This window comes from Luteimonas flava, from assembly GCF_036584485.1.
Classification (GTDB): Bacteria; Pseudomonadota; Gammaproteobacteria; order Xanthomonadales; family Xanthomonadaceae; genus Luteimonas; species Luteimonas flava.
This window is the reverse complement of sequence record NZ_JAZHBM010000002.1, coordinates 500,126-516,616: the sequence shown is the minus strand read 5'-3', so window position 1 is coordinate 516,616 and position 16,491 is coordinate 500,126. Positions and strand designations below refer to the sequence as shown.

The following is a 16,491-nucleotide window of genomic DNA, read 5'->3' as shown; positions in this document are numbered from 1 at the left end:
TCACGCGCTCCACCGGTAGACCCACGTTTCGGAGACGGCAGCGCCACCACGATGCAGCCGCGCGCGCAGTTCGCTGCTCGTCCGCCCGTCAGGCGCGAACTCGAAGCCGACACGCCAGCCACCGCCCGGCCGCGCATGCACGACCGGATTGGCGATACGTCCGGTAGTCGCTGCCACTTCAACTTGTGGCGCGTCAGTGCCGATGTCGCCACCCTCGAAATCGATGACGACCAGTCGGATCGAACGGTCCTCACCCGGTCGTGCGCCTATCCGCGTCGCCGCGACGTGCGCGAGCGCCGGCTTCCACAGCTTGCTGGCGGTCCAGTGCAACCGGTAACGCCAGCGGCGCTCGCTGCCGGCTTTCAGCGCTTCGGCCGGGCGCCAGAACGCGACGATGTTGTCCTGGTACTCGTCGGCCGTCGGAATCTCCACTAGGTACACCTCGCCGGCGCCCCAGTCGTCGAGCGGCTCGATCCATGCCGAAGGACGCTTCTCGTAGCCGGCTTCCGCATCCTCGAAGTCATCGAAGCCACGCTTGCGCTGCATCAGCCCGAAGCCACGTGGCGTCCGATCCTGGAACCCGCTGTGCTGGATCGAAGACGGATTGTGCAGCGGTCGCCAGACCTGTTCGTCGGTGCCGGTCCACAGGCCGAGACCGTCTGAGTCGTGCACGGACGGACGGTAGTCATCGATACCGGTGCGATCGGATGCATCGAACTGGTACATGCTGGTCAGCGGCGCGATCCCGGCGTGCGCCAGATCCACGCGCGGGAACAGCCGCGCATCGACCTCGAAGACGGTGTCTTCGCCGGGCTGGATCCGGAACCGGTAGGCGCCCGCGATGCTCGGGCCATCCAGCAGCGCGTCGACGGTGATCGCGTTGCTGCCGGCGTCCGGCCGGTGCAGCCAGAACGCACGGAACACCGGAAATTCTTCTGGGCCCGGATCGCCACTGCCGAGCGCAAGCCCACGCGCCGACAGCCCGTACGCGAGCCCTTTGCCGACTGCACGGAAGTAGCTCGCGCCCAGGAACACGCACAGCTCGTCGAAGTAATCGCGACTGTTCAACGGCGCATGCAAGCGGAACCCCGCGAACCCGGTGGCGTCGTCCAGTGCCGGCGTGGGATTCGGGCTGTAATCGAACAACGATGTGGAGAACGGCAGCTCGCGCGCCAGGTCGCCTTCGACGACGTGCATCTCGACCCGCGGCTTGAACAGGAACCCGCGGTGGAAGAACTGGGCCTGGAACTCCACATCGTGGAGGTCACGCCACAACGCCTTGTCGGGGCGGTAGCGGAAATCCCGATACTGGTCGTAGTTGGCACCCGCGAGCGCCGCGGGCAACGTCGTATCCGGCGGCACATACGCGCGGGAAGCGAGCGCTCGCGCCAACTGCGCGACAGTTTCTGCATCGAACGGCGTGGACGCTGCGCCTTCTGCAGCCGCCACCAGCGCCGGCCACCAGCCACCCAACAGCGGTGCGGCCAAGGCCGTCTTCAGAACATCACGTCGTTGCACCGAAAGCCCACCGGATCGTATTCAGGTCCAGCGCAATGTAGCGGTGCAGGTGTAAGGATGTTGCGAAACACATGCATCGTGGTCGTGGCATCAAGAGCGCTTAGTCAGGATTGGAATCCCTCGCGCGGCATGGCGACCAGTTCCCCCGCCCTAGACCTGCGGATTGCCTCAACAGTACGTGCGTGCCGGAGCGGAGAACCGGACCATCGCCCGCCCAGCCAATCGCGCTTGCGTATTGTAGATGGTGGGCCCACCAGGACTCGAACCTGGAACCAAAGGATTATGAGTCCTCTGCTCTAACCATTGAGCTATAGGCCCGCGGCCGACAATCGTAACAAGTCGCCCGACACAATCGGAATGCCGGGATCCGGTACAGCAGCACTGGATCTGCGCAACGCCGACGCCAGACAAGGGATCAGTGCGCGATGTCATGCACGAAGGCGCGCGTTCCCACAGCCGAATTGTCGCTCGCGTCTGATCTCATCGGATCACTTCGCTCCCGATTATCTCTCGGCACTTGCCGACTGAATCCAGGCGGCCACGCCTCAGCGCCAGACTTCCCGACTTACTGACTTTCTAACGTCCTGACTTTCCCACATTCTCTCGCGCCATCGTCAAATGTCATGCAAAGAAAAACCCCCGCCGGAGAACCGGCGGGGGTTTTGGGTAAAAACCCTGGCGATGACCTACTCTCGCATGCTAGATGCACACTACCATCGGCGCATGTACGTTTCACTTCCGAGTTCGGAATGGGATCGGGTGGTTCCATACAGCTATAGTCACCAGGGAGAGGGTGGAGGGTCGCAGGTCGGTCCGGTGATCGGTCGCAGGGATGCGATCGAAAGTGGGACTGACAGCGCTCACGCTCTCAGAGGTTGGGAAGTAGCGAACATTTTTGACGACTCATTCGTGTCGTTGGCCAAGGATGCTTCGGTAGAAGCAACTTGAGGTTATATGGTCAAGCCACACGGATCATTAGTACTGGTTAGCTCAACACATTACTGTGCTTACACACCCAGCCTATCAACCACCTGGTCTTGATGGTTCCTTCAGGGGAGTCAAGCTCCCGGGAGATCTCATCTTGAGGCGCGCTTCCCGCTTAGATGCTTTCAGCGGGTATCGCTTCCGAACATAGCTACCCGGCAGTGCCACTGGCGTGACAACCGGAACACCAGAGGTTCGTCCACTCCGGTCCTCTCGTACTAGGAGCAGCCCCTCTCAAATCTCCAACGCCCATGGCAGATAGGGACCGAACTGTCTCACGACGTTCTGAACCCAGCTCGCGTACCACTTTAAATGGCGAACAGCCATACCCTTGGGACCGACTACAGCCCCAGGATGTGATGAGCCGACATCGAGGTGCCAAACACCGCCGTCGATATGAACTCTTGGGCGGTATCAGCCTGTTATCCCCGGAGTACCTTTTATCCGTTGAGCGATGGCCCTTCCATACAGAACCACCGGATCACTAAGTCCTAGTTTCCTACCTGCTTGATCCGTCGATCTCGCAGTCAAGCACGCTTATGCCTTTGCACACAGTGCGCGATGTCCGACCGCGCTGAGCGTACCTTCGAGCTCCTCCGTTACTCTTTGGGAGGAGACCGCCCCAGTCAAACTACCCACCATACATGGTCCCCGATCCGGATAACGGACCTAGGTTAGAACGTCAAGCACGACAGGGTGGTATTTCAAGGTTGGCTCCACCACAGCTAGCGCCATGGTTTCAAAGCCTCCCACCTATCCTACACAGACGAACTCAACGTTCAATGTAAAGCTATAGTAAAGGTTCACGGGGTCTTTCCGTCTTGCCACGGGAACGCTGCATCTTCACAGCGATTTCAATTTCACTGAGTCTCGGGTGGAGACAGCGCCGCCATCGTTACGCCATTCGTGCAGGTCGGAACTTACCCGACAAGGAATTTCGCTACCTTAGGACCGTTATAGTTACGGCCGCCGTTTACCGGGGCTTCGATCAAGAGCTTCGCCTTGCGGCTGACCCCATCAATTAACCTTCCGGCACCGGGCAGGCGTCAGACCCTATACGTCCACTTTCGTGTTTGCAGAGTCCTGTGTTTTTGATAAACAGTCGCAGCGGCCTGGTCACTGCGGCCCCCGATCGCTGTAGCCCGCATGGGCCACGATCAAGGGCGCACCTTCTCCCGAAGTTACGGTGCTATGTTGCCTAGTTCCTTCACCCGAGTTCTCTCAAGCGCCTTAGAATTCTCTTCCTACCCACCTGTGTCGGTTTACGGTACGGTCTGCATAAGCTGAAGCTTAGGGGCTTTTCCTGGAAGCGTGGTATCAGTCACTTCGCTCTAATGAGCTCGTCTCGGTGCTCGGAGTTAAAGGGTCCCGGATTTGCCTAAGACCCACTCCTACCGCCTTTCTCCAGGACAACCAACGCCTGGTAGACCTAACCTTCTCCGTCCCCCCATCGCACTTATGCGAGGTGCTGGAATATTAACCAGCTTCCCATCGACTACGCATTTCTGCCTCGCCTTAGGGGCCGACTCACCCTGCGTCGATTAACGTTGCGCAAGGAAACCTTGGGCTTTCGGCGTGGAGGCTTTTCACCCCCATTATCGTTACTCATGTCAGCATTCGCACTTCCGATACCTCCAGCAGACTTCTCAATCTGCCTTCGACGGCTTACGGAACGCTCCTCTACCGCGCACAACGAAGTTGTGCACCCCAAGCTTCGGTTTATCACTTAGCCCCGTTAAATCTTCCGCGCAGACCGACTCGACCAGTGAGCTATTACGCTTTCTTTAAAGGGTGGCTGCTTCTAAGCCAACCTCCTGGCTGTCTGTGCCTTTCCACATCGTTTCCCACTTAGTGATAATTTGGGACCTTAGCTGTGGGTCTGGGTTGTTTCCCTTTTCACGACGGACGTTAGCACCCGCCGTGTGTCTCCCATGCAGTCTGTCTTGGTATTCGGAGTTTGCAATGGTTTGGTAAGTCGCAATGACCCCCTAGCCATAACAGTGCTCTACCCCCAAGAAGATTCACATGAGGCGCTACCTAAATAGCTTTCGAGGAGAACCAGCTATCTCCGGGTTCGATTAGCTTTTCACTCCTAATCACACCTCATCCCCTACCTTTGCAACGGGAGTGGGTTCGGACCTCCAGTTGATGTTACTCAACCTTCATCCTGGGCATGACTAGATCACCCGGTTTCGGGTCTATTGCCCGCGACTATGCGCCCTTATCAGACTCGGTTTCCCTTCGCCTCCCCTATACGGTTAAGCTTGCCACGAACAATAAGTCGCTGACCCATTATACAAAAGGTACGCAGTCACCTCTTGCGAGGCTCCTACTGCTTGTACGCACACGGTTTCAGGGTCTATTTCACTCCCCTCTCCGGGGTTCTTTTCGCCTTTCCCTCACGGTACTGGTTCACTATCGGTCGGTCAGGAGTATTTAGCCTTGGAGGATGGTCCCCCCATGTTCAGACAGGGTTTCTCGTGCCCCGCCCTACTCATTTTTCATCGACATGGCCCTTTCGCATACAGGGCTATCACCTTCTATGGCCGGTCTTTCCAGGACCGTTTTGCTAGAACCATATCGACTTTTGGGCTGTTCCCCGTTCGCTCGTCACTACTCAGGGAATCTCGGTTGATTTCTTTTCCTACGGTTACTTAGATATTTCAGTTCACCGCGTTCGCCTCGTACAGCTATGTATTCACTGCACGATACCTCCTAGGAGGTGGGTTTCCCCATTCGGACATTACCGGATCAAAGCTTGTTGCCAGCTCCCCGATACTTTTCGCAGGCTACCACGTCCTTCATCGCCTCTGACCGCCAAGGCATCCACCGTGTGCGCTTATTCGCTTGACCATATAACCCCAAGTTGCCTCGGAGCCATACTTCTGTCGATGGGTACAAAGCATCGACGCAAATATAACGACTCAATTTACTAGGGACTCGAGGTCCCCGCCTTAGCCACACGACACGTATGAGTTCTTGTCTCAGACGCTCGCTACTTCCCTATTTTTCAAAGAACTGTCGTCAGGCCACAGTGCCTGTCGACATTCAAATCTGATGTGTGCGCAGCGATCGGTGAATCATCATCAAGAATGGTGGAGCCTGTCGGGATCGAACCGACGACCCCCTGCTTGCAAAGCAGGTGCTCTCCCAGCTGAGCTAAGGCCCCATGTGGTGGGTCTGGGAGGACTCGAACCACCGGCCTCACCCTTATCAGGGGTGCGCTCTAACCACCTGAGCTACAGACCCAGTCTTGCTTTTGATTACCAATCGTGCAGGTTACTTATGAGGACGCCTGGACAAGTCACGTGGTCTTGTCTCTAAAGGAGGTGATCCAGCCGCACCTTCCGATACGGCTACCTTGTTACGACTTCACCCCAGTCATCGGCCACACCGTGGCAAGCGCCCTCCCGAAGGTTAAGCTACCTGCTTCTGGTGCAACAAACTCCCATGGTGTGACGGGCGGTGTGTACAAGGCCCGGGAACGTATTCACCGCAGCAATGCTGATCTGCGATTACTAGCGATTCCGACTTCACGGAGTCGAGTTGCAGACTCCGATCCGGACTGAGAGAAGGTTTCTGGGATTGGCTTGCCCTCGCGGGTTTGCAGCCCTCTGTCCTTCCCATTGTAGTACGTGTGTAGCCCTGGCCGTAAGGGCCATGATGACTTGACGTCATCCCCACCTTCCTCCGGTTTGTCACCGGCGGTCTCCTTAGAGTTCCCACCATTACGTGCTGGCAACTAAGGACAAGGGTTGCGCTCGTTGCGGGACTTAACCCAACATCTCACGACACGAGCTGACGACAGCCATGCAGCACCTGTGTCACGGTTCCCGAAGGCACCAATCCATCTCTGGAAAGTTCCGTGCATGTCAAGGCCAGGTAAGGTTCTTCGCGTTGCATCGAATTAAACCACATACTCCACCGCTTGTGCGGGCCCCCGTCAATTCCTTTGAGTTTCAGTCTTGCGACCGTACTCCCCAGGCGGCGAACTTAACGCGTTAGCTTCGATACTGAGTTCCTAGTTGAACCCAACATCCAGTTCGCATCGTTTAGGGCGTGGACTACCAGGGTATCTAATCCTGTTTGCTCCCCACGCTTTCGTGCCTCAGTGTCAGTGCTGGTCCAGGTAGTCGCCTTCGCCACGGATGTTCCTCCCGATCTCTACGCATTTCACTGCTACACCGGGAATTCCACTACCCTCTACCGCACTCTAGCCTGCCAGTATCCAATGCAATTCCCAGGTTGAGCCCAGGGCTTTCACATCAGACTTAACAAACCACCTACGCACGCTTTACGCCCAGTAATTCCGAGTAACGCTTGCACCCTTCGTATTACCGCGGCTGCTGGCACGAAGTTAGCCGGTGCTTATTCTTTGGGTACCGTCAGAACAATCGGGTATTAACCGACTGCTTTTCTTTCCCAACAAAAGGGCTTTACAACCCGAAGGCCTTCTTCACCCACGCGGCATGGCTGGATCAGGCTTGCGCCCATTGTCCAATATTCCCCACTGCTGCCTCCCGTAGGAGTCTGGACCGTGTCTCAGTTCCAGTGTGGCTGATCATCCTCTCAGACCAGCTACGGATCGTCGCCTTGGTGGGCCTTTACCCCGCCAACTAGCTAATCCGACATCGGCTCATCTATCTGCGCGAAGCCCGAAGGTCCTCCGCTTTCACCCGTAGGTCGTATGCGGTATTAGCGTAAGTTTCCCTACGTTATCCCCCACAAATAGGCAGATTCCGATGTATTCCTCACCCGTCCGCCACTCGCCACCCAAGGAGCAAGCTCCTCTGTGCTGCCGTTCGACTTGCATGTGTTAGGCCTGCCGCCAGCGTTCACTCTGAGCCAGGATCAAACTCTTCACTTAAATGTTTCGACATCACCGAAGTGACATCTAATGCTTCGAGTGCAGATGTCTTTTCCAGAACTCGAACTACTCACCAGCATTTGCATGCTTTTGAATCTTTCTTGCTCTTTCTAGAACGTCTGCTAATGGACTCACGCCACCAGCCAGACGTCCGCATAAGTATCCTGCGCACACTGTCAAAGATCTGCGGAAGCGGCCTCAGCGCCTGCTTCCCACTGCTTCGTCGTTTCCTCCGAAGCGAGCCGCCCATGATAGCGCGGTTTTTGCTGCCGTCAACACCTCGTCGAGGGTGACTTTGAAGCGGCTTCCCCGTCCGGCCCGAAGGCGTTTCGTTGAAGCGAGCCGCACATGTTACCGCGACTTTCGAGTCTGTCAACACCGCGTGAAGGCTGTTGTCGTTCTCATCCCGCTTGGCCCGCCGCTCCGTAGAGCAGCCCGCCGTGCGGGGCGCGAATTATGCATAGATGAAACCGGTTTGAAAAGAGGCTGACACGGATTTCCGTATCAGACCGTTAAACAGCGCCACCTGTTCAGGGCGACGCCCGCAATGGCGCTATTCGACGGTGACGGACTTCGCCAGGTTACGGGGCTTGTCGACATCGGTGCCCCGCGACAGGGCCGTGTGATACGCCAGCAGCTGCACGGGGATGGTATGGACGATCGGACTCAACACGCCGACGTGCCGCGGCGTGCGAATCACGTGCACGCCCTCGGAGGCGCTGAAGTTGCTGTCTGCATCGGTGAACACGAACAGTTCGCCGCCGCGGGCGCGCACTTCCTGCATGTTCGACTTCACCTTCTCCAGCAGCGCATCCTTCGGCGCGATCACGACGACGGGCATCTCCGCATCCACCAGCGCCAGCGGGCCATGCTTGAGTTCGCCCGCCGGATACGCCTCGGCGTGGATGTAGGAGATCTCCTTGAGCTTGAGCGCGCCTTCCAGCGCGATCGGGTAATGCACGCCCCGGCCCAGGAACAGCGCGTGGTGCCTGGGCGTGAACTTCTCCGCCCAGGATGTAATCTGCGGCTCAAGATTGAGCGCGTGCTGCACGCTGCCCGGCAACTGGCGCAGATCCTCGATGTAGCCGGCTTCCTGCGCCGGATCGAGGCGACCATTGAGCTTGGCCAACGTCACTGCGAGCGCGAACAGGCCGACGAGCTGCGTGGTGAACGCCTTGGTCGACGCCACGCCGATCTCAGCGCCGGCGCGGGTGTAGAAGACCAGGCCGCTGGCGCGCGGAATCGCGCTCTCGGGCACGTTGCAGATCGACAGCGTGCGCGTATGGCCCAGCGACTTCGCGTACTTCAGCGCTTCCATCGTGTCGAGCGTTTCGCCCGATTGCGAGATCGTGACGATCAGATGCTTCGGATTGGCGACCGCGCTGCGATAGCGGTACTCGCTGGCGATCTCGACCGAACACGGCAGGCCGCTGATCGCTTCGATCCAGTAACGCGCGACGGATCCCGCATAGAAGCTGGTACCGCAGGCCAGGATCTGCACGCCTTCCACTTCGCGCAGCACATCGCCCGCATCCTTGCCGAACAGCGTGGGCTCGAACGCCGCTGCATCGATGATCGCCTCGATGGTGTCGGCCAGCGCGCGCGGCTGCTCGTGGATTTCCTTCTGCATGAAGTGGCGGTAGGGACCGAGCTCGAGCGACGCCAGCGAGACGTCCGACAGGTGTTCATCGCGAGTGACGTTGTCGCCATTGCCGTCGTAGACCTGCACCGCGGCACGGGTGAGGACGGCGGTATCGCCTTCTTCGAGGAAGATCACACGGCGCGTCGCCTGCAGGATCGCCGAGACGTCGGAGGCGACGAAGTTCTCGCCCTCGCCCAGGCCCACCAGCAGCGGACAGCCCATGCGCGCGACGACCATGCGATCGGGATCGCCCTTGTCGATCACGGCCAGCGCATACGCACCTTCGAGCCCCCGGACCGACGCCTGCAGCGCGGCCAGCAGATCGAGACCCTGCGACTGGTGGTGATGGATCAGGTGCGCGATGACTTCGGTATCGGTCTGCGATTCGAATACGTAGCCGAGTGCGATGAGCCGTTCGCGCTGCGACTCGTGGTTCTCGATAATGCCGTTGTGCACCAGTGCGAGGCTGTCGTGACTGATGTGCGGATGCGCATTGATCTCTGTCACCCCGCCGTGCGTCGCCCAGCGCGTATGACCAATCCCGAGTTCGGCCTGCAGACCGTCGGCAGCGGCCGCCGCTTCCATTTCCGCGACGCGGCCGGTACGGCGGACGCGACGGACTATGTCGTCGGTCACAACCGCAATACCCGCCGAATCGTAGCCGCGGTACTCCAGCCGCTTGAGTCCTTCCACGAGGACGGGCACTACATCACGCCCCGCGATCGCACCGACGATTCCGCACATCCGGCCAGCTCCTATCTGTTGAGCTCGCCATTCTAGCGGCGCAGCCCGCTGCCGCTTCATGGCGATATCCAGGACGTTCAGCGCATGGAGCTCTCGGCCGATATCGGCGGCCCGGTTTCCTGCCCGCCCCCCCCCCCCCCCCGAATCCAAGAAGAACAGCGCCGCGGTTTGGAGGTCTTTGCGCGAAGGGCTACGCAGCGGTGCCGACTTTTTGCACGACGTGCGCAGCAAAGGGCGGCCACCCGTGCAGACGGCGTCTTGGTACTCCAGCCCCTCTCCGGACTCCCGACACCCACAGACGCGACTCCTCGACGCTCGATTCTCGCGGTCCGCCGTCCGCCGCGGACGTCCGGACGGCGTGCGGACGCCGGACGGGGGAAATTAATCCATCTAAATCAATAGCTTGAGATTGGCACGGCATCTGCTTTACAGGGCGTATCCGCAAGAGATCGTCCGCATGTCCAACACCCCGTCCAATACGCCCCCCCGCCCTGCCGGCATCCGCGACACCGCCGGGCAGGACACCGTCCATGCGCGCTCGGGCACTTCGCGCCGCCGCCCCTGGCTGATCGGCGGTGTCGCGGGCCTGCTGCTGATCGGCGCTGTCGCTTGGTTGCTCACCGGCTGGGCCTCGGGCGCGCAGTCGGTCGATGCGCAGCGCCTGCGCTTCGCCGATGTGACCCGCGGCGATCTGGTCCGCGACATCGCGGCCGAGGGCCGGGTCATCGCCGCCAACAGCCCGACGCTCTATGCGATCTCCGGCGGCACGCTGACCCTGAAAGTGGTCGCAGGCGACCGCGTCGAGAAGGGCCAGGCGCTGGCCGAGATCGACAGCCCGGAGCTGCGCAGCAAGCTGGCGCAGGAAGAAGCGACGCTGGCCGGTTACGAAGCCGAGGCCGGACGCGCGGCGCTCGATGCGCAGTTGCGCCGCGCCGAAGCGCGCAAGGTGCTCGACCAGGCGCAGATCGACCGCACCGCAGCGGAGCGCGATCTGCAGCGCTATCAGCGCGCCTATGAAGGTGGCGCGGTCGCGCAGGTCGATCTGGCACGCGCGCAGGACACGTTGCAGAAGACAGAGATCGGCGTGGCGTCCGCGACCGAGGATCTCGGCCTGCAGGGCCGCGGCGCGGGGCTGGACACGCGCAACAAGCAACTCGTCGCCGAGCGCCAGCGCAGTGTGGTGATGGAAATGCGTCGCCAGGTCGATGCGCTGACCTTGCGCGCACCCTTCGACGGCATCGTCGGCCAGGTGCAGGCAGTGCAGAGCAGCAACGTCGCTGCGAACGCGCCGGTGCTCTCGGTCGTCGACCTGTCGGTGTTCGAGGTCGAGATCAAGGTGCCGGAAAGCTTCGCGCGCGATCTGGAGATCGGCATGCCGGCCGAACTGCGCAGTGTCGGTACCACGTATCCGGCGAAGGTGTCGGCGGTCTCGCCCGAAGTGGTCAACGGCGAAGTCGTCGCGCGCCTGCGCTTCGACGAGAACAGCCAGCCGCCGGGCCTGCGCCAGAGCCAGCGCCTGACCGCACGCATCCTGCTCGACACCCGCAAGGACGTGCTGATGGTCGCGCGCGGTCCCTTCCTCGATCAGGAGGGCGGCAGCGCGGCGTATGTGATGGATGGCAACACGGCGGTACGCAGGCCGATCACGGCCGGCGCCAGCAGCCTGTCGGCGGTGGAAATCGTCGAAGGCCTGCAACCCGGCGAGCGCGTCGTCGTCGCCGGTACCGATCTCTTCGACAACGCGGACCGCATCCGCATCTCCGGACTCTGATCATGCACACACGCATCGATGGCCCGTTTCCCGTCGCCTGGACCGCCGACGAACTCGCCAGCGCCGTACCGCGCCGGTTGTCGTCTGTCTTCGAGGCCGGCATTCCCGCCGACATGTCGCCCGGCACGCGCATGCCCGCCTTCGCACGCACACGCCGGCGCATCGCCGACCACGGCCTGCCGACCCTGTTCCGCGTCCGCTGAGCGCGACGCGCCTTCTCTTCCCAGTCTCACGTCACAGGACACATTCCCATGCTCGACATGCGCCAGGTCGCCAAGGTCTACCGCACCGAACTCGTCGAAACCCATGCGTTGCGCTCGCTCGATCTGCATGTCGCCGAAGGCGAGTTCGTCGCCGTCACCGGTCCGTCCGGCTCCGGCAAGACGACCTTCCTCAACATCGCCGGCCTGCTGGAAACCTTCACCGGCGGCGAGTACCGGATCGACGGTGTCGAGGTGCGCGGGCTCAACGACGATGCACGTTCGAAGCTGCGCAACGAGAAGATCGGTTTTATCTTCCAGGGCTTCAACCTGATTCCCGATCTCAATCTGTTCGACAACGTCGACGTGCCACTGCGCTATCGCGGCATGGCCGCGGCCGATCGCCGCCTGCGCATCGAGGAATCGCTGTCGCTGGTCGGCCTGGGCTCGCGCATGAAGCACTTTCCGGCCGAACTCTCTGGCGGTCAGCAGCAACGCGTGGCGATCGCACGCGCGCTCGCCGGCAGCCCGCGTCTGCTGCTCGCCGACGAACCCACGGGCAACCTCGATTCGCAGATGGCGCGCAGCGTGCTGGAGCTGCTCGAGGACATCAACGCACGCGGCACGACGATCGTGATGGTCACGCACGATCCCGAGCTCGCGGCGCGCGCGCACCGCAACGTGCACATCGTCGACGGCATGGCGACCGACCTGCAGGCGCTGCACGCGTCGCCATCGCCCGCGGCCGCATCGCGCGTTCCCGCAGACGCCTGAGGAGATCCGGCATGTTCGGTTATTACCTGCAGCTCGCGCTGCGCAGCTTCCGCAACAGCAAGGTGCTCACCGCCCTGATGGTGCTGGCGATCGCGCTGGGCATCGGCGCCAGCATGACCACGCTGACGGTGTTCCACGTGCTGTCGGGCGACCCGATTCCCGACAAGAGTGATCGCCTGTTCGCCGTGCAGCTCGATGCAGCCAGCATGGACGGCTACGTCGCCGGCGAGGAGCCGGACACCAACATCACGCGCTTCGATGCCGAAACGCTGCTGCGCGAGGCGCGTGGCACGCGCCAGGCGATGATGAGCGGCGGCTTTGTCGCCATCGCGCCGGATGGTGCACGCACGCCGTTCTTCACCGATGCGCGCTACACCTCGGCGGATTTCTTTCCGATGTTCGACGTGCCGCTCGCCTACGGACGGGCCTGGACCGCGGAAGACGACGCCGCTCGCGCCCGTGTCGCGGTGATCTCGGCCGAGACCAACCAGAAAGTCTTCGGTGGTGGCGACAGCACCGGCAAGACGTTGCGCGTCAACGGTGCCGACTTCCGCGTGATCGGCGTGCTCGGCCCTTGGATGCCGACGCCGCGATTCTGGGACCTGTCGCTGGACAGGTTCAATACGCTCGAATCGGTATTCGTGCCGTTCTCGGCCGCGATCGAACAGAAGCTCTCGCGCATGGGCAGCATGAGCTGCTGGGGCGACTCGGGCACGGATCCGAATGCGCTCAACGCGCCCTGCACCTGGCTGCAGTACTGGGTGGAGCTGCGGTCGCCCGCGGACGCGGATGCGTATCGCGATTATCTGAACAGCTATTCCGACCAGCAGCGCGCGGCGGGGCGGTTCGAACGCCCGAACAACATCCGTCTGCGCGACGTGCCGACGCTGCTCGACCACAAACAGGTCGTGCCCAGCGACGTGCGGCTGCAGCTGTGGCTGGCGATCGGCTTCCTGCTGGTATGCCTGGTCAACACCGTCGGCCTGCTGCTCGCCAAGAGCCTGCGTCGTGCATCCGAGATCGGTGTGCGCCGTGCGCTCGGTGCCTCGCGCCGCGCGATCTTCGCCCAGTTCCTGATCGAGGCCGGCGCGATCGGCGTGGCCGGCGGCGTGGTCGGCCTCGGCCTCGCCCTGCTCGGCCTGTGGGCCGTGCGCCAGAACCCGAGCAGCTACGCCGCGCTCGCCAAGCTCGACCTGACGATGCTGCTGACGACCTTCGCCCTGTCCATCGTCGCGAGTCTGCTGGCCGGCCTGCTGCCGGCTTGGCGCGCGATGCAGGTGACGCCGGCAATCCAGCTCAAGTCGCAGTGACCCAGACTTTCTCGAGGACTTCCATGGACATCCGCCCCATCCTCTCGACACTGCGCCGGCACAAGACCGCGGCCGCACTGATCGTGATCGAGATCGCGCTCGCCTGCGCGATCATCTGCAACGCGATCTATCTGATCGACCGCCGGATCGACCACATGTCGCGCCCCAGCGGCACGGTCGAGAACGAATTGCTGCGCATCCAGATGCCCGGCATCGACGAAACCGCCGACGTGGACCGCAAGGCCGGCATCCAGCGTGACCTCGCCGCCCTGCGCGCACTCCCTGGGGTCCGCCACGTCGCCGCGGTCACCCAGATTCCCTACGGCAACAGCAGTTCGACCAGCGGCGTGCGGCTCAACGCCGACCAGCGCAACAACACACTGCTTGCATCCCCGTATCTGGGCACCGAGGACCTGATCGACACCTTCGGCCTGCAGCTGATCGCCGGACGCAAGTTCAATCCCGACGAGTTCGTCGACATGGGCGACGTCTCGCGCGAAGGTGGTGGGGTCGGCGTGCCCGCCGCCATCATCAACCGGGCGATGGCCGAGCGCCTGTTCCCGGGCGAAGACGCGGTCGGCAAGCAGTTCTACAGCTGGGGCAACGCGCCGATCCGGATCGTCGGCGTCGTCGAGACGCTGGCCCTGCCCAATGACAGCAACGGCAGCGTCGACTCGACGATGCTGTTCCCGATCCGCGACGACTCCAACGGCATGAACTATGTGATCCGGACCGATCCGTCGCAGCGCCGGCAGGTACTCGATGCCGCGGTCGCCACGCTCAAGCAGATCGATCCCAACCGCGTTGCCGTCAACTCGGATCTGATGTCCGACCTGCGCGAGAAGTACTACCGCGAGGACCGCGCGATGGCGATGCTGCTGGTCGTGGTGTGCATCGCGCTGCTGGTGGTCACCGCGCTGGGCATCGTGGGCCTGGCCAGCTTCTGGGTGCAGCAGCGCAACAAGCAGATCGGCATCCGCCGCGCGCTCGGTGCAACGCGCACCCAGATCCTGCGCTATTTCCAGGTCGAGAACTTCCTGCTCGCGACGATCGGCATCGTGCTAGGCATGCTGCTGGCCTACGGTCTCAACCAGCTGCTGATGTCGCGCTACGAACTGGGCCGACTGCCGCTGATGTATCTGCCGATCGGCGCCATCGTGCTGTGGCTGCTCGGCCAGATCGCGGTGTACTGGCCGGCCAAGCGTGCGGCCTCGGTGCCGCCGGCGGTGGCGACGCGCAGCATCTGAGTGCGCGCCCCTGCATCGCCGGTTGCGTCCATCGCAGCCGGCGACGACCATGCCTGTCGGTCCCACATGCTCCCCTCGGAAATCCAGCACCTGATGCCCACGATCCTCGTCATCGACGACAACCCCGCCGTCGCCACCGCGCTGGAGGTGCTGTTCTCGTTGCACGACATCGCCTGCGAGCACGCGGCGACGCCCGACGCCGGCATCGCCCGGCTGCAGGCAGGCGGCATCGATCTGGTCGTGCAGGACATGAACTTCCATGCCGACACCACGTCCGGCGACGAGGGCATCGCCCTGTTCCACGCGATCCGGCGGTTCGATCCCGATCTTCCGGTGGTGCTGCTGACCGCGTGGACGCGGCTGGAATCGGCGGTCGAACTGATCCGTTCGGGCGCGGCCGATTACCTCGGCAAGCCGTGGGACGACGGCAAGCTGCTGGCCACCGTGAACACCCTGCTGGAACTGTCCGCGACGCGCCGGGCGCTGGATGCACGCACGCGCGACGACCGTCGCCGGCGCGACGCACTCGCGCAGGGCCGCGATCTGCGCGGCCTGGTCTGGGACGATCCGGCCAGCGAGACCACGCTGTCGCTGGCGCTGCAGGTCGCGCGCTCGAACCTGCCGGTGCTGATCACCGGACCCAACGGCGCGGGCAAGGAAAAATACGCGGAGATCCTGCATGCCAACTCCGGCGTGCGCGAAGGTCCCTTCGTCGCGGTCAACTGCGGCGCTCTGCCGCACGATCTGATCGAGGCCGAACTGTTCGGCGCCGAGGCCGGTGCCTACACGGGTGCGACGCGTGCGCGCGAGGGCAAGTTCGAAGCGGCCGATGGCGGCACGCTGTTCCTCGACGAAGTCGGCACCCTGCCGCCCGCCGGACAGGTCAAGCTGCTGCGCGTCCTCGAGACCGGACGTTTCGAACGGCTCGGCGGCAATCGCGAGCGCAGCGTGACGGTGCGCGTGCTCAGCGCGACCAATGCCGACCTGCCGGCGATGATCGCCGACGGCCGGTTCCGCGAGGATCTGTACTACCGCCTCAACGGCATCGAGCTGCGTCTGCCGCCACTGGCGCTGCGTCCGCGCGACATCCTGCCCTTGGCCAGGCACTTCCTCGATGGTCGCAAGCCGCTGTCGGCCGGCGCCGAACGCGCATTGCTGCAACACGGCTGGCCGGGCAACGTGCGCGAACTGCGCAATGTGATCCAGCGCGCCGAACTGCTGGCGCGCGAGTCGCAGATCGACGCGCGCGATCTCGCCCTGCCGGCCGCCGTGGTGACTGCGGTCGACGTGGATGTCTACGAGCCGGATCGCGCCGAGATCGAAGCGGCACTCGCGCGCAGCGGCGGTGTGCTGGCGCAGGCGGCCAGCGAACTCGGGCTGTCGCGGCAGGCGCTGTACCGGCGCCTCGACCGCCTCGGCATCCGTCGCGACTGA

The 16,491-nt window shown here is 62.4% G+C and carries 8 protein-coding genes, 3 tRNA genes and 3 rRNA genes; 6 read left to right on the top strand and 8 right to left on the bottom strand.

Going from position 1 to position 16,491, the window contains the following annotated elements; genetic code table 11:
* The 8 genes from V3391_RS09375 to glmS form a co-directional block, all read right to left on the bottom strand.
* Entirely contained in the window at positions 1-1,488 is a 1,488-nt protein-coding gene (locus V3391_RS09375; RefSeq protein ID WP_332078152.1) for an OpgD/OpgG family glucan biosynthesis protein, read from the bottom strand.
* Positions 1,489-1,760: 272 nt separating this feature from the next.
* A tRNA-Ile gene (locus V3391_RS09370) sits at positions 1,761-1,836 on the bottom strand.
* A gap of 355 nt (positions 1,837-2,191) precedes the next feature.
* A 5S ribosomal RNA gene (gene rrf, locus V3391_RS09365) occupies positions 2,192-2,305 on the bottom strand.
* A 167-nt stretch (positions 2,306-2,472) separates the two neighbouring features.
* Positions 2,473-5,355, bottom strand: a 23S ribosomal RNA gene (locus tag V3391_RS09360).
* 240 nt (positions 5,356-5,595) lie between these two features.
* A tRNA-Ala gene (locus tag V3391_RS09355) sits at positions 5,596-5,671 on the bottom strand.
* Between the two features lie 3 nt (positions 5,672-5,674).
* Positions 5,675-5,751, bottom strand: a tRNA-Ile gene (locus V3391_RS09350).
* Positions 5,752-5,824: 73 nt separating this feature from the next.
* Positions 5,825-7,369: ribosomal RNA gene (locus V3391_RS09345) — 16S ribosomal RNA — on the bottom strand.
* The 16S, 23S and 5S rRNA genes sit together here with 3 tRNA genes alongside, the layout of an rRNA operon.
* A 553-nt stretch (positions 7,370-7,922) precedes the next feature.
* Positions 7,923-9,755, bottom strand: a complete 1,833-nt coding sequence (gene glmS / locus V3391_RS09340; protein ID WP_332078151.1) for a glutamine--fructose-6-phosphate transaminase (isomerizing) — start codon at positions 9,753-9,755, stop codon at positions 7,923-7,925.
* A 457-nt stretch (positions 9,756-10,212) separates the two neighbouring features.
* On the opposite strand from glmS, the gene V3391_RS09335 reads away from it, so the two are divergent.
* From V3391_RS09335 to V3391_RS09310, 6 genes are all read left to right on the top strand, one after another.
* Positions 10,213-11,526 carry an efflux RND transporter periplasmic adaptor subunit gene (locus V3391_RS09335; RefSeq protein WP_332078150.1) on the top strand — a complete coding sequence of 438 codons (1,314 nt, stop codon included), beginning with the start codon at positions 10,213-10,215 and terminating at the stop codon, positions 11,524-11,526.
* Positions 11,527-11,528: 2 nt separating this feature from the next.
* Complete coding sequence (locus tag V3391_RS09330) at positions 11,529-11,729, top strand: hypothetical protein (protein WP_332078149.1); 201 nt, start codon at positions 11,529-11,531, stop codon at positions 11,727-11,729.
* 48 nt (positions 11,730-11,777) lie between these two features.
* Positions 11,778-12,500, top strand: a complete 723-nt coding sequence (locus V3391_RS09325; protein WP_332078148.1) for an ABC transporter ATP-binding protein — start codon at positions 11,778-11,780, stop codon at positions 12,498-12,500.
* A gap of 11 nt (positions 12,501-12,511) precedes the next feature.
* Positions 12,512-13,810 carry an ABC transporter permease gene (locus V3391_RS09320; protein ID WP_332078147.1) on the top strand — a complete coding sequence of 433 codons (1,299 nt, stop codon included), beginning with the start codon at positions 12,512-12,514 and terminating at the stop codon, positions 13,808-13,810.
* A gap of 23 nt (positions 13,811-13,833) precedes the next feature.
* The gene (locus tag V3391_RS09315) at positions 13,834-15,057 is read left to right on the top strand and encodes an ABC transporter permease (protein WP_332078146.1); all 1,224 of its coding nucleotides are present in this window, start codon (positions 13,834-13,836) and stop codon (positions 15,055-15,057) included.
* Positions 15,058-15,150: 93 nt separating this feature from the next.
* Positions 15,151-16,491 carry a sigma-54-dependent transcriptional regulator gene (locus V3391_RS09310; RefSeq protein ID WP_332078145.1) on the top strand — a complete coding sequence of 447 codons (1,341 nt, stop codon included), beginning with the start codon at positions 15,151-15,153 and terminating at the stop codon, positions 16,489-16,491.

Excerpts from the sequence above, each read along its gene's own strand:
- V3391_RS09325 (WP_332078148.1), top strand. The coding sequence starts at position 11,778 with ATGCTCGACATGCGCCAGGTCGCCAAGGTCTACCGCACCGAACTCGTC.
- V3391_RS09335 (WP_332078150.1), top strand. The coding sequence starts at position 10,213 with ATGTCCAACACCCCGTCCAATACGCCCCCCCGCCCTGCCGGCATCCGC.
- glmS (WP_332078151.1), bottom strand. The coding sequence starts at position 9,755 with ATGTGCGGAATCGTCGGTGCGATCGCGGGGCGTGATGTAGTGCCCGTC.
- V3391_RS09330 (WP_332078149.1), top strand. The coding sequence starts at position 11,529 with ATGCACACACGCATCGATGGCCCGTTTCCCGTCGCCTGGACCGCCGAC.
- V3391_RS09310 (WP_332078145.1), top strand. The coding sequence starts at position 15,151 with ATGCCCACGATCCTCGTCATCGACGACAACCCCGCCGTCGCCACCGCG.
- V3391_RS09320 (WP_332078147.1), top strand. The coding sequence starts at position 12,512 with ATGTTCGGTTATTACCTGCAGCTCGCGCTGCGCAGCTTCCGCAACAGC.
- V3391_RS09315 (WP_332078146.1), top strand. The coding sequence starts at position 13,834 with ATGGACATCCGCCCCATCCTCTCGACACTGCGCCGGCACAAGACCGCG.